Annotated in this window: 10 protein-coding genes; 1 reads left to right on the top strand and 9 read right to left on the bottom strand. The window is 65.8% G+C overall.

The window, feature by feature from the left end; all coding sequences use genetic code 11:
- Positions 1-15: 15 nt before the first annotated feature.
- Both GW587_RS13110 and GW587_RS13105 read right to left on the bottom strand, forming a co-directional pair.
- Positions 16-885 (bottom strand): AraC family transcriptional regulator, encoded by an 870-nt coding sequence (locus GW587_RS13110; RefSeq protein WP_166103387.1) that lies wholly within the window; start codon positions 883-885, stop codon positions 16-18.
- Between the two features lie 210 nt (positions 886-1095).
- On the bottom strand, positions 1096-4632 hold the full coding sequence (locus tag GW587_RS13105; protein ID WP_166103385.1) for an indolepyruvate ferredoxin oxidoreductase family protein: 3537 nt from the start codon (positions 4630-4632) through the stop codon (positions 1096-1098).
- Between the two features lie 124 nt (positions 4633-4756).
- Between GW587_RS13105 and GW587_RS13100 the strand changes: the two genes are divergently transcribed.
- The gene (locus GW587_RS13100) at positions 4757-5224 is read left to right on the top strand and encodes an Lrp/AsnC family transcriptional regulator (protein ID WP_166103382.1); all 468 of its coding nucleotides are present in this window, start codon (positions 4757-4759) and stop codon (positions 5222-5224) included.
- Between the two features lie 19 nt (positions 5225-5243).
- On the opposite strand, the gene gabT is transcribed toward GW587_RS13100, so the two are convergent.
- The 7 genes from gabT to GW587_RS13065 are packed head-to-tail and all read right to left on the bottom strand — an operon-like array spanning position 5244 to position 14320.
- On the bottom strand, positions 5244-6509 hold the full coding sequence (gene gabT, locus GW587_RS13095; protein WP_166103379.1) for a 4-aminobutyrate--2-oxoglutarate transaminase: 1266 nt from the start codon (positions 6507-6509) through the stop codon (positions 5244-5246).
- Positions 6510-6532: 23 nt separating this feature from the next.
- Positions 6533-7816 carry an NAD(P)/FAD-dependent oxidoreductase gene (locus GW587_RS13090; protein ID WP_166103375.1) on the bottom strand — a complete coding sequence of 428 codons (1284 nt, stop codon included), beginning with the start codon at positions 7814-7816 and terminating at the stop codon, positions 6533-6535.
- 30 nt (positions 7817-7846) lie between these two features.
- Positions 7847-8614 (bottom strand): gamma-glutamyl-gamma-aminobutyrate hydrolase family protein, encoded by a 768-nt coding sequence (locus GW587_RS13085; RefSeq protein WP_166103373.1) that lies wholly within the window; start codon positions 8612-8614, stop codon positions 7847-7849.
- Positions 8611-10125 carry a CoA-acylating methylmalonate-semialdehyde dehydrogenase gene (locus GW587_RS13080; RefSeq protein WP_229259428.1) on the bottom strand — a complete coding sequence of 505 codons (1515 nt, stop codon included), beginning with the start codon at positions 10123-10125 and terminating at the stop codon, positions 8611-8613. The genes GW587_RS13085 and GW587_RS13080 overlap by 4 nt, the downstream gene beginning before the upstream one ends.
- A 16-nt stretch (positions 10126-10141) precedes the next feature.
- Positions 10142-11476: an omega-aminotransferase AptA gene (gene aptA / locus GW587_RS13075; RefSeq protein ID WP_166103367.1), complete on the bottom strand. Its 1335-nt coding sequence runs from the start codon at positions 11474-11476 to the stop codon at positions 10142-10144.
- A gap of 34 nt (positions 11477-11510) precedes the next feature.
- Entirely contained in the window at positions 11511-12821 is a 1311-nt protein-coding gene (locus GW587_RS13070; RefSeq protein ID WP_166103364.1) for an NAD(P)/FAD-dependent oxidoreductase, read from the bottom strand.
- Between the two features lie 20 nt (positions 12822-12841).
- The gene (locus GW587_RS13065; RefSeq protein ID WP_166103361.1) at positions 12842-14320 is read right to left on the bottom strand and encodes an aldehyde dehydrogenase; all 1479 of its coding nucleotides are present in this window, start codon (positions 14318-14320) and stop codon (positions 12842-12844) included.
- Between the last annotated feature and the right edge of the window lie 9 nt (positions 14321-14329).

Here is a 14329-nt window from a genome sequence, read left to right as displayed (position 1 = left end):
CCAGGATTACTAGTGTCAACTACTCCTTCGGACCGCCCCCGCCCGCCCGGAGGCCAGCAGAGACAGCTGATACTGCTTGGGCGTGATGCCAACCACGCTGCGGAAAATCTTGGTGAAATAACTCTGGCCGCCAAAGCCGGTCTCGACCGCGACGCGCGCGATGCTCTGGGTGCCCGGCAACAAGCGGCACGCCTCGTGGATTTTCATGCGCAGGATGTATTGCTTGGGCGTCAGCGAAAAATGCTGCTTGAACTTGCGCTCGAAGGTCGACAGCGACATGCACGACAAGCTGGCGAGATGGTCGATGCCGATGTCTTCGGTCAGGTGCGCTTGCAGGTATTCGATGCAGCTCTTGAACACGTGGAATGGCGCGATGGCTTCCTGCGAGCGTTGCGCATCGCGGCTGAAGCCCTCGACGCCGACGATCTCGCCGTGACGGTCGCGCAGCGGCGCCTTGGTGGTGAACAGCCAGCTCAGCACGCCGTTGTTACCGTCCAGGACTTCCAGCTTGTTCTTGACGGGCGCGCCGCTTTCCATCACCTGCAAATCATCGGCGCGGATGCGGTCGGCGATATCGCGCCGGAAGAAGTCGTGGTCGGACTTGCCGATGATGTCCTTGACGCTGGAAAGGGAATGCTGCTCCTGCAACAGGCGGTTGCCCCATACAAACTGGCCGGCCCGGTTCTTGGCGAAATAATAAGTGTCCTGCAAATCGTCGAACAGGACGCTGGGAGTGGAGATGCCGTGACGAATGAAAAAATCGGCGCACTCGGAAGCGGACTCGGCCGGAGCCGCGCCGTTGCGGGCACGCGATTTTTGGTGGTTTTCCGTTGCAGGATCGGCGGTGGCCACCACCATGCCCATCCTGATCATCCTCGTGCTCATCGCAATTCGCCATTCGCTAGTCTGGCGAGAATGGTAGCATCGACAACACTGCCGAAGTAGTAAAAAATCGGAAAAATTTATAACAAAATCGGCAAGCCCCGAGAAACCAGTCAGTATCGGCCGATTGGCAAATACAAGTCGCGCTGATGCTGTCCTGCGCGTCGACGCAGATAATCATCCAGCGCGGCGAGGAAGCGCCGTGATTCCTGATCAGGCCTGGCGTTTGAGCTGAATGACTTTTGGCGCGCGATATTGTTCGATCAGCGCCGGCCATTCGGCATCGAGCCGGTCCAGCGCCGCCAGTTTGATGTGGCCGTAGCCGCGCACCTGGTCCGGCGTCTGCGCCAGCTTCAACGCCGCCTGCTTGTTATCGGCGCGCAGAGTCGCCGCCAGCTCATCCACCAACGCCAGATAACGCGCGCGCAGCAGGCGTTCGCGCCGGCGTTCCTGGGTATAGCCGAACACGTCCATCGGCGTGCCGCGCAGCGCCTTGAATCTGGCCAGCACGCCGAACGCCGGCAGCATCCATGCGCCGAAGGTCATCTTGGCCGGCACGTTCGATCCGGGCTTGCTGCGCGCCAGCAGCGGCGGCGCCAGATGGAAGGCCAATGTGTAATCGCCGTCGAACTGCGCCGCGATCAGCGCGCGGAACGCCGGGTCGGCATGCAGGCGCGCCACTTCGTACTCGTCCTTGTACGCCATGACCTTGAACAGATTGCGCGCAACCGCCTTCGCCAGCAGCCGGCGCGAGTCACCGCCTTCGATCTCGACCTCCTTGCGTTCGATCGCCGCCACCGCTTGCGCGTACCGCGCGGCGTAGCCGGCGTTCTGATATTTGGTCAGGAAATCGACCCGGTACGCGATCGTCTCCGCGAGCGACTTGGGCGCGGCGAACTGCACCACTTTCTGCGCCGGCTGGCTCAGCCGATCCAGCGCCGACGCATCGGCGGCCGCCAGCCGGCCCAGCATGAAGGCCCGCTTGTTCATGTCGACGGCGACGCCATTCAATTCGATCGCCCGCAGCAGCGCCGGCAGGCCGACCGGCACCAGCCCCGCTTGCCATGCAAAGCCCATCAGCAGGATGTTGCCGCCGATCGGATCGCCCAAAAAGCGCGCGGCGGTCGCCTGCGCGTCGAGCTGGCGCAGATTGCCCGCGCCGGCCGCCGCCGCCAGTTTCTCCAGCAGCCCTTCCTTGTTGATGGACGCATCGCGGTCGCGGGTGAATTCGGCGGTCGGAATCTCCCGCTCGTTGGCCACCACCATTGTGTGCCCGCGACGCATCACCGACAGACTGTCGGCCATCGCCGCCACCACCAGGTCGCAGGCGAACACCGCGTCGGCCTGTTGCAGGTCGATGCGCACCTGGTTCAGCCGCGCCGGCGAGGCGGCGACGCGCACATGCGACATCACCGCGCCGCCTTTTTGCGCGAAGCCCATGAAGTCCAGCGTCGAAGCGCCCTTGCCCTCCAGGTGCGCCGCCATGGTGATCAGCGCGCCGACGGTCACGACGCCGGTACCGCCCACGCCCGCCACCAGGATCTCGAACGGTTTGCCCAGCGCCGGCGCGGCCGGCACCGGATACGCCGCCAGCGCCCGCTCCAGATCGTCCAGCGACAGCTTGACGCCGGCCGGCTTCTTCAGCGCGCCGCCCAGCACCGACACAAAACTCGGGCAGAATCCTTCGACGCAGGAATAATCCTTGTTGCAGGACGATTGCTCGATCTGCCGCTTGCGGCCCAGCTCGGTTTCCAGCGGCAGGATCGACATGCAGTTCGACTGCACGCCGCAATCGCCGCAGCCTTCGCACACCGCCGGGTTGACCACCATGCGGCGCGCGGGATCGGGAAACACTTCCTTGCCCGGCTTGTTTTTCTTGCGCCGGCGCCGCTTCTCGGACGCGCAGGTCTGGTCGTACACCAGCACCGTCACGCCGGCGACTTCGCGCAGCATGCGCTGGATGGCGTCGAGTTCGTTGCGGTGATGGACGGTGACGCCGGCCGGCAGCACCACGTCCTCGTAGTTATCCGGCTGATCGGTGACCACCACCACTTTCTTCGCGCCCTCGCTGGTGACCTGCCGCACGATCTGCGGCACCGACAGGCTGCCGTCGACGGGCTGGCCGCCGGTCATCGCCACCGCATCGTTGTACAGGATCTTGTATGTGATGTTGGCGCGGGCGGCGATCGCCTGGCGGATGGCCAGCGAGCCCGAGTGGTAGAAGGTGCCGTCGCCCAGGTTCTGGAACACATGCGGCTCGCCGACGAAACGCGAGGAGCCGACCCAGCTGACGCCCTCGCCGCCCATCTGCGACAGGTAATTGGTGTCGCGCTTCATCCAGGTGGCCATGAAGTGGCAGCCGATACCGGCGTAGGCGCGGCTGCCTTCCGGCACGCGCGTCGACGTATTGTGCGGGCAGCCGGAACAGAAATACGGCGTGCGCTTGACCGCGTCGGCGCCGTTCGACAGCAGCTCGGCGGCGCAGAAATCCGGCAGCCTGCGCGCCAGCTCCAGTTGCGGAAACTTCGGCGCCAGCCAGCGCACCAGCGCCGGCGCGATGCGCGAAGGCCGCAACTCGCCCAGCGCCGACAACAGCGGATGTCCGTCGCTGTCGGTCTTGCCGATCACCTGCGGGCGCGTCGCCTGCGGCAGGTTGTAGAACAGGTTCTTGATTTGTTCCTCGATCACGGCGCCCTTCTCTTCGACCACCAGGATTTCCTTCAGGCCGGCGGCGAAGGCGAACAAACGGCTGCGCTCCAGCGGGAAGGTCAGGCCCGGCTTGTACAGGCGGACGCCCAGCCGCTCCAGCGATTCCAGCGTCAGGCCCAGCCGCTCGATGGCCTCGACCAGATCGAGATACGCCTTGCCGGCGCCGACGATGCCGATAACGGCGGCCGGCGCGGCCACCACCAGGCGGTCGATGGAGTTGGCGCGGGCGAAGGCCTGCACCGCCTCCAGCTTAGCCGCCAGCCGCTGCTCCAGCGCCAGTCCCGGCAGATCCGGCCAGCGGTTGTGCAGCCCGTCCGACGGTGCGACGTAGTCGGTGGGCGTGACGAAATGCGGCAACGGCGGCAATTCGACCACGGCGCCGCCCTCCACGGTTTCCGAGATCGCCTTGAAGCCGCTCCACGCGCCGGAGAAGCGCGACATGGCCCAGCCGTACAAACCGAACTCCAGATATTCCTGGATGTTCGCCGGGTTAATCACCGGCATGCTCCAGGCGATCAGCGCCCGTTCGCTCTGGTGCGGCATCGACGACGACACGCAACCGTGGTCGTCGCCGAGGATGACCAGCACCCCGCCATGCGGCGACGAGCCATACACATGCCCATGCTTCAAGGCGTCGCCGGCCCGGTCGACGCCGGGACCCTTGCCGTACCACATGCCGAACACGCCGTCGACCTTGCGGGTCGGATCGGCCTCCACCTGCTGCGAGCCCATGACGGCGGTCGCGCCCAGCTCCTCGTTGATCGCAGGCAGGAATTCGACTTGATGCCGTTGCAGCAGATCCTTGGCGCGCCACAGCTCCTGGTCGACCGCGCCCAGCGGCGAACCGCGATACCCGCTGACGAAGCCCGCCGTGTTCAGGCCGCTCATCTGGTCGACGATTTTCTGCATGCACAGCAGGCGGACCAGCGCCTGGGTGCCGGTCAGGAAGACCCGTCCGGTGGCGCGCGTCAGGTTGTCGTCGAGTGCGTAGTCGGGATCCGCCAGCGCCGGAGCGGCGGGCATGGGAATGGGAGCGTTCATGAAATTGCGGCCTCGTTATGTTCTTAGAGATGACAGGATATGTCGCCATAAGCGAAAAATTATTCCTATTTATCTCCACCACGAAGCTAGAATGGCAAGATCATTTCGAATATCACGGAAAATAATGAAAAACACTTCTCTTGATGCCGCCTCGGTAAAAATCCTCGCCGAACTGCAAAAAAACGGCAGGATTTCGTCCAATGAACTGGCGGAAAAAATCGGCATGTCGGCCAGTCCGTGCTGGCGGCGGCAGAAGGAGCTGGAGGAAAACGGCTACATCGTGCGCTACACGGCGCTGCTGGATCGCCGCAAGCTGGGCCTGGCGGTGGTGTGCCTGCTGCACATTTCGCTGTTGCGCCACGCCGAGGGCGTGGTCGAACAGTTCGAGGAGGCGATGCGGCTGCGGCCGGAAGTGATCGAGTGCTACGAGACCACCGGCTCGTCGGACTACATGGTGAAAGTGGTCGTGGCCGACATGGACGCCTACCACGACTTCCTGCACAACGTGCTGGTCAAGCTGAACGGCATCTCGCAAATCAACACCAGCGTCGCGCTGCGCGAAGTGAAGTACGACACCGCAATGCCGCTCTAGCGGATTTGGTTCGTTGCGCTTACTGGCTCAACGCTTGTTCCAACACCCCCAACGCCTCCTCCAGCAATGCGTCGGAGATGGTCAGCGGGAACAGGAAGCGGATCACGTTGCCGTAGACGCCGCAAGACAGCAACAGCAAGCCGTTGGCCAAGGCATGCGCCTGAACCTTCCTGGTGAACGCGGCATCGGCTTGTCCGCTGGCAGGATCGCGGAACTCGACCGCCACCATGGCGCCGACGCCGCGCACTTCGGCGATGTGCGGCACCTTCGCCGCCAACGCGCGGAGCCGCTCGCTCAGCCGCGTGCCCAGTTCGACGGCGCGCGCGCACAAGCCCTCGTCGTCGATCACATCCAGCACGGCGTGGGCGGCGGCGATGGCCAGCGGATTGCCGCCGTAGGTGCCGCCCAAGCCGCCCGGCGCCGGCGCGTCCATGATGTCGCTGCGGCCGCACACGGCCGACAGCGGCAGTCCGCCGGCCAGGCTCTTGGCCATCGTCACCAGATCGGCCGCCACCGCGTGGTGCTCCATGGCGAACAGCTTTCCGGTGCGGGCGAAGCCAGTCTGTATCTCGTCGGCGATCAGCACGATGCCGTGCTCGTCGCACAGTCGCCGCAGCGCCGACATCAGTTCGCGCGGCGCGACATGAAAGCCACCCTCTCCCTGCACCGGCTCGATGATGATCGCGGCGACGCGTTGCGGCTCGATGTCGCATTTGAACAGCGTTTGCAATGCGGTCAGTGCGTCAGCGGTGGTGACGCCGTCCAGCGCCGTCGGGAACGGCACGTGGTAGACCTCTCCCGGAAACGGTCCGAAGCCCTGCTTGTACGGCACCACCTTGCCGGTCAAGGCCATGCCCATCAGCGTGCGGCCATGAAAAGCGCCTGAGAACGCCACCACGCCGGGGCGTCCGGTATGGGCGCGGGCGATCTTGACGGCGTTTTCCACCGCTTCGGCACCGGTGGTAAAGAAGGCGGTTTTCTTGTCCCACTCGCCCGGCGCCAGCGCGTTGATGCGCTCGGCCAGCGAGACGTATTCCTCGTACGGCACGATCTGATAGGCCGTATGCGTGAAGCGTTCCAGCTGGGCCTGCACGGCGGCGATGACGCGCGGGTGGCGGTGCCCGGTGTTCAGCACGGCGATTCCGCTGGCGAAGTCGATGAAGCGCCGTCCTTCGACGTCCCACAGCTCGGCGTTGAGCGCACGCTCGGCGTAGAAGTCGCACATGACGCCGACACCGCGCGGGGTGGCGGCGTTTTTACGTTGCTGGATTTGTTCGTTGTTCATAGGTTTTCCTTGGTTGTGTAGGTTTAGACGCCGAGCCGGTCACGCAGGCTGTACCAATAGGCACCCAGCGCCGTCAATGGAACGCGCAGGCTGCGGCCGCCGGGAAACGGCAGGTGCGGCAAGCGCTCGAAGGCCGCGAAGCCTTCGGCCTGGCCGCGGATGGCGTCGGCCATCAAACGGCCGATCAGATGGGTGAAGGTGACGCCATGGCCGGAGCAGCCCTGCGAATAAAAGATGTTGTCGGACAGCTTGCCGACTTCCGGCAGGCGCGACAGCGTCAGCGAGAAATTTCCAGTCCACGCGTAGTCGATCTTGACGTCTTTCAGTTGCGGGAAGGTGCGCCACATCTTCGGCGCGATGACCGAGGCGATGTGCGCCAGGTCGCGCGCGCCGTAAATCACGCCGCCGCCGTAAATCATGCGCTTGTCGCCGGACAGGCGGAAATAATCGAGCAGATAGTTATTGTCCTCGACGCAGCAGTCGGCCGGCAGCAACTGGTCGGCCAGCCCGCCGAGCGGCTCCGTCGCCAGCACCTGGGTACCGCATGGCATCGACCGGCTGGCCAGCTTCGGTTCCAGGTCGCCGATGTAGGCATTGCATGCGACCACCACGAACCTCGCCCTGACCTGGCCGCCCGCCGTGTGCACCACCGGTTCGGCGCCACGCTCGATGCGGGTGACGGCGCTGAGTTCGTGGATCACGCCGCCGTTCCGCTCCACCGCCGCCGCCTCGCCCAGCGCCAGGTTCAGAGGATGGAAGTGCCCGCCCGAGGCATCGACCAGGATCGCGCGATAGCGGTCGGATTGCACGAACTTTCCGATTTCCCGTGGATCGTCGGTCAGCGTCAGATGCCGGTTGCCCCACTTTTCCCACAGCGCCTTGTGCTCCTCCAGCTGTCCCGCCTTCTTGCTGGTCATCGCCGCATAGACGCCGCCGTCCTTCAGATCGCATTGGATGTCGTATTTCGCCACGTTCGCGCGCAGCAGCGCGGCGCCTTCGAACATCATTTCGGCCAACGGCCTGGCCACCTCCTTGCCGTAGCTGGATTCGATGACATCGATGTCGCGCGAATAGCTGTGCACGATCTGGCCGCCGTTGCGGCCGGACGCGCCCCACCCCACCCGCGCCTGCTCGAGCACGACCACCTTGTAGCCGGCTTCGGTCAGGTGCAGCGCGGTGTTCAGGCCGGTATAGCCGGCGCCGACGACGCAAACGTCGCAGACGGTTTCGCCGAGCAGCGGCGGCCGCGACGGGGCCGGATTGGCGGATGCCGCATAGTAGGACTGGGCGTGCGAGGTGCTGGTCATTGTGAAATTATTCTTTCGGTCGAAAATGTGTCAGGATGAGCGCAGGGCCGCGCGCTGGCGGCACGCCGCGCCGAAGGCTTCGAACAAGCGCACCGACTGCGGATTGCCGGCCGCCTCCCATTCCGGGTGCCACTGCACCCCGAGCGTGAACTGGGCCAGGCCCGGCAGATGCACCGCTTCCACCACGCCGTCCTCCGCATAGGCGAGCGGCTCGACGCCGGCGCCGAGGCGGTCCAGTCCCTGTCCGTGCAGCGAGTTGACCGCGAACGCTGGCTCCCCGATCAGGTCGGCGAACCAGGTGCCGGGCACGGGCCGCACCTGGTGCGCGGCGCCGTATTGCACCTCCGGGGAGGCGTCCGGCGTTTCACGGTGGTCGGCGATGCCCGGCAGCGCGTACAGTTTCTGGTGCAGGTCGCCGCCGCGCGCCACGTTCAGTTCCTGCATGCCCCGGCAAACGCCGAAGAACGGCAGCCCCATCTCCAGCCCCAGCCGGATGATGGCGATATCGACCAGGTCCCGCCCCTGGTCGAGCTGCTTGTCGGGCGTAAGATTGTCCTGCGCGTACAGCACCGGATCGACATTGCTGCCGGCGCCGGTCAGATAAATGCCGTCGACCATGGACAGGTACTGGGCCACATCGTCCGTGCCGAAACAGGTCGGTATCAGCAGCGGCACGCAGCCGGACAGCTCCACCAGCGGGCGCATATACTTGTGGGTCATCACCTGATAGTCGTGATCGTTGCGCCGTTGCAGGCCCATCGACATCAGCACGACCGGCTTGGTGTTCGGCGCCATCATTGGTTCGACGGGAAGTTGAACACGGCTTTTTCCTGCACGCCGCTGGCCGGCCAGCGCTGCGTGATGGTCTTGCGGCGGGTGTAGAAGCGCACGCCGTCGGGGCCGTAGGCGCCGAGGTCGCCGAACAGGGAGCGTTTCCAGCCGCCGAACGAGTGATACGCGACCGGCACCGGCAAAGGCACGTTGATGCCCACCATGCCGACCTGGATATGGTCGGAGAAGTAGCGCGCGGCCTCGCCGTCGCGAGTGAAGATGCAGGTGCCGTTGCCGTACTCGTGGGCGTCGATGAGGTCCATCGCCTGTTGCAGCGTCTGCACGCGCACCACGCCCAGCACCGGGCCGAAGATCTCCTCCTGATAGATTTTCATGCCTGGCTTGACGTGGTCGAACAGGCACGGCCCAAGGTAGTAGCCGTCCTCGCAACCCGGCTCGACGGCCACGCCGCGCCCGTCCACCAGCAGCAGCGCGCCCTCGGACACGCCCTGCGCCACGTAGCCCGACACCTTGTCGAAATGTTGGCGCGTCACCAGCGGCCCCATGTCGACGCCGGCCGCCGTGCCGGGTCCCACCTTCATGGTCGCGATTTGCGCCTTCAGGCCGGCGATCACCGCTTCGGCCGTGGCGTCGCCCACCGCCACCATCAGCGGCACGGCCATGCAACGTTCGCCGCAGGAGCCGAAGGCGGCGCCCATCAGCGCGTTGACAGCGTTGCCGATGTCCGCGTCCGGCATGACGACGGCGTGATTCTTGGCCCCGCCCAGCGCCTGCACCCGTTTGCCGTGGGCGCTGCCGGTGGCATATACATATTCCGCGACCGGGGTCGAGCCGACGAAGCTGACGGCCTGCACGCGCGGATCGGAGAGCAGCGTGTCGACCGCCTCCTTGTCGCCGTTGACGACGTTCAGCACGCCCGGCGGCAAGCCCGCCTCGAACGCCAGCTGGGCGATGAACAGCGTGGAAGACGGATCGCGCTCCGAAGGCTTGAGCACGAAGGTGTTGCCGCAGGCGACCGCAAGCGGCCACATCCAAAGAGGCACCATCGCCGGGAAATTGAACGGCGTGATGCCGGCCGCCACGCCCAGCGGCTGGAACTCGCTCCACGAATCGATCGCCGGCCCGACGTTGCGGCTGTGTTCGCCCTTCAGCAGTTCCGGCGCGTAGCTGGCGTATTCCACATTCTCGATGCCGCGTTGCAGTTCGCCCATCGCATCGCTGAGCACCTTGCCGTGCTCGTTGGTGATGAGTTGGCAGATATGCTCCGCGTGCTGCTCCAGCAGCTGCTTGAGCTTGCTCATCACCCGCGCCCGCTTCAACGGCGGCGTATTGCGCCAGGCGGGAAACGCCCGATGCGCGGAGGCGATGGCGGCCTCGACGGTGGTCTTGTCGGCCAGTGCGACCCGCCGTTCGACGGCGCCGGTGGCGGGGTTGTAGACGTCCTGCGCGCGCTCGCCGCCGGAAATGAGTTCGCCGTCGATGAAGTGGCCGATGGTGTGTTTGTTTGGCATAGTCATATTGTCGAATGATAGATCAAGCGGTGGCGTTGAGGGCGTCGCCCAGGGCGTTGACCAGGGAATCGATCTCGGCGCGGCTGGCGATGAAAGGCGGCGCGAGCTGGATCGTGTCGCCGCCGCAACGCACGTAAAAGCCTTTTTCCCAACAGCGCCTGGCGATCTCGATGGGCCGGCGCGCCGGCTCGCCCGGCAGGGACGCGATCGTGACGCCCGCCGCCAGGCCGTAGTTGCGGATGTCTGCCACATGGCGCGCGCCGCGCAAGCCGTGCACCGCATCCTCGAAATGCGGAGCCAGCGCTTGCACCCGTTCGATCATGTTCTCGCCGACCAGCACATCGAGCGCCGCCAGAGCTGCCGCGCAGGCCACCGGGTGGGCCGAATAGGTATAGCCGTGCGCGAACTCCACCATGTAATCGGCGCCGCCGGCGTGCATGAAGGTGTCGTAGATATCCTTTTTGGCCAGCACCGCGCCGAGCGGCTGCGCGCCGTTGGTCACCTGCTTGGCCAGGTTCATGATGTCCGGCGTCACGCCGAAGGCCTCGGCCGCCGTGTAGGCGCCGATGCGGCCGAAGCCGGTGATCACTTCATCGAAGATCAGCAGGATGTTGTGCGCGTCGCAGATCTCGCGCAGCCGCCGCAGGTAGCCCGCCGGCGGAATCACCACGCCCGCCGATCCGGAAATTGGTTCCACGATCACCGCCGCGATGTTGGAGGCGTCGTGCAGTGCGATCAGATCAAGCAGCGCGTCCGCCAGCTCCACGCCGTGCTGCGGCAAGCCGCGCGAGAACGCGTTCTCCTTCAACAGCGTGTGCGGCAGATGATCGGCCTGTACGCCCTGCCCGAACAGCTTGCGGTTGCCGCCGATGCCGCCGACCGAGATGCCGCCGAAGTTGACGCCGTGGTAGCCCTTTTCCCGCCCGATCAGCAGCGTCTTGCTGGCCATGCCCTTGGCGCGCCAGTAGGCCCGCGCCATCTTCAGCGAGGTGTCCGCCGACTCCGATCCCGAACCGGTGAAGAACACGTAGTCCAGGCCGGCCGGCGTCAATTCCTTGAGCCGGTTGGCCAGCGCGAACGACAGCGGATGGCCATGCTGGAAGGCGGGCGAATAATCGAGCGTAGCGATCTGGCGGCCGACCGCTTGCGTGATCCGCGCGTTGCCATGGCCCAGCCCCGTGCACCACAGGCCGGACAGGCCGTCGAACACCTTGCGTCCATCCGAGTCGGTGTAATACGCGCCTTCGGCGGCCACAATCATGCGCGGCTCGGCCTTGAAGCTGCGGTTGCCCGAGAACGGCATCCAGTGCGCCTCAAGCCAGGCGGCGTCGGTCCGGTGCATCTCGTTTGTATCCATATTTTCTCCTTGCGATAAATGTTGTGCGACGGTCCTACAAGAGGTCCCGCATTCTGTGGTACAGCATGCCCAGCACCAGCGACGGCGTGCGCAAGGCCGCGCCGCCGGGAAAGCGCCGATGCCGCAGCCGCGCCAGCAGATCGAAACCGCCGGCCTGGCCCGCGATGGCGTCCGCCGCCAGCTTGCCCGCCATGCCGGTCAGCGCCAGGCCGTGTCCGGAGAAGCCCTGCAGGTAGTACACATTCTTGTCGACCCGGCCGAAGTCCGGGGCGCGGTTCATGGTGATGTCGACGAAGCCGCCCCAGGCATATGGCACCGCCAGGTCCGCCAATTGCGGGAACACCGCCAGCATGCGCCGCCGCATGCTGGCGGCCAGATTGATCGGGGTGGCGCCGCCGTAGCTGGCGCGGCCGCCGAACAGCACGCGGTGATCGGCCGTCGGGCGGAAATAGTCGAGCGCGAAATTGTTGTCGCACACGGCGGCGCGTTGCCGCACCAGCGCCGCCGCGCGTTCCGGGGCCATCGCCTCGGTGGCGATGATGTAGGTCCCGACCGGCATGATGCGGTCGCCGATGCCAGGCGCCACCGCCGTGCCGAATTCGTTCAGGTAGACATTCCCCGCCAGGACCACGAAGTCGCAGGCCACCTCGCCATGCGCGGTGCGCACCACAGGCTGCGCGCCGCGCTCGATGCCGCTCACCGGCGACTGCTCGTAGATGAGCACGCCGGCCGCTTGCGCCGCCCGTGCCAGCCCCAGGCAGTATTTGAGCGGATGCAGGTGCCCCGATTGCGAATCGAACACGCCGGAATGAAAGCGCTCGCTGGCGATCCAATCGCCGATGTCGCGCGCGCCCACGGTCTGCATTCGATAGCCGTAGCGGTGCGCCAGATGCTCCGCCGACTCGGCCAGCGCGCGCCCCTTGCGGGCATTGACGGCCAGGTGCAGGTAGCCGGGCGAATAGTCGCAATCGATCCCGTGGTCGGCTATACGCCGCTGCAACAGATCGAGTCCGTCCACCGATATTCGCCAGGCCTGCCGCGCGTCCTCGGCCCCGAGCTGTGCGCCGATCTCCTCGTCGTTGGCAAAGCCGACGATGACCTGGCCGCCGTTGCGGCCCGAGGCGCCCCATCCGGCGGCGCGTGCCTCCAGCACGGCGACCGACAGGCCGCGCGCGCGCAGTTCCAAAGCCGCCGACAGACCGGCCAGCCCCGCACCGACCACGCACACATCGACCTTTACCCGTCCCGCCAGCGGCGCGTTGACGGGCGGGCGAACCACGCTCGCCTCATAAAACGAGTGTTGCGTCAACGAGAAGTCGCGCTTGAGCAGCGTTGAGCCGAACATAAAAATCCTTGTCTTGGGTGTCAGCCGACCTGTATCCAGGTCGTCTTCAACTCCGTGTACTTGTCGAAGGCGTGCAGCGATTTGTCGCGGCCGTTGCCGGATTGCTTGTAGCCGCCGAAGGGCACCGTGATGTCGTCACCGTCGTACTGGTTGACATGCACAGTGCCGGCACGCAGCGCGCGCGAGGTCCGGATCGCCTTGCCCAAGTCCGAGGTCCACACCGCCGCCTGCAGCCCGTACGGCGTGGCGTTGGCCTGCCGCACCGCCTCGTTCACGTCGCTGAAGCCGAACACCGACAGCACCGGCCCGAAAATTTCCTCGCGCGCGATGCGCATGCCGGCGTCGACCTGGTCGAACAAGGCCGGCTCGATGTAGTAGCCGCCGCTGCCGGCGCGCGCCCGCGCTCCGCCGGCCAGCAAGCGCGCGCCATCCCGCTTGCCTTTGTCGATGTAGCCGAGCACCGTCTCCAGCTGGGTGGCGTCGACGATGGCGCCCATCACGCTGGCCTCATCCAGCGGGTCGCCCGGCTGGAACGACGGCAGCAGGTCCAGCGCCTTTTCAAGGAAGCGGTCCTTGATCGACTCCTCGACGAACAAGCGCGATGGCGCGTTGCAGCTCTCGCCCTGGTTGAAATAGATCGAGCCGATGGACGCCGCCACCGCAGCGTCCAGGTCCGGGCTATCGGCGCAGACGATATTGGCTGATTTGCCGCCCAGCTCAGTCCACGCGCGCTTCAGGTTGGAGCGGCCCGCCATCTGCAGTATCTGCTTGCCGACCCCGGTGGAGCCAGTGAAGCCGATGCAATCGACGTCCATATGCAGCGCCAGCGCGGCCCCGGCCTCATGTCCATAGCCTGGCAGCACGTTGAACACGCCGGGCGGCAGGCCGGCCTCCAGTGCTATCTCAGCCAGCCGCAAGGCCGTCAGCGGCGATTTCTCGGACGGCTTCAGCACCACGCTGTTTCCAGCCGCCAGCGCCGGCCCGATCTTCCACGCGGCCATGATCATCGGATAATTCCATGGCACGATAGCGGCCACCACGCCGACCGGCTCGCGGGTGATCAGCGCCAGGCTGCTCTCCGCCGTAGGAGCGATCTCGTCGTACACCTTGTCGACCGCCTCGCCGTACCAGCGCAGGCAGTCGGCGCTGGACTTCACATCCACGCTCAGGCTGTATTGAATCGGCTTGCCCATGTCCAGCGTTTCGAGCAGCGCCAGTTCCTCGCCATACTGCTGCACCAGGTCGCCGAAGCGGATCATGACGCGTTTGCGCCGCGCCGGCGCCATGCCGGACCAGCGCCTGTCCTCGAAGGCGGCGCGCGCGGCCGCCACCGCCAGATCCACATCGGCGCCGTCGCAGCGCGCCACCGCGCCGAGCAGACGGCCGTCGACGGGCGACAGATTGTCGAAGCGCTCTTCACCCTTGGCCCATACCCGCTCGCCGTCGATGAAGGCGCGACCGTCGATCGCCAGCGTCTGTGCTTTTTTATGCCATGTCATGCCGAGCTC

The sequence above is a fragment of the Duganella aceris genome (assembly GCF_011090165.1).
Lineage (GTDB): Bacteria > Pseudomonadota > Gammaproteobacteria > Burkholderiales > Burkholderiaceae_D > Rugamonas > Rugamonas aceris.
Note: the sequence above shows the minus strand (reverse complement) of the source record. Positions and strands in the feature narration are given on the sequence as shown.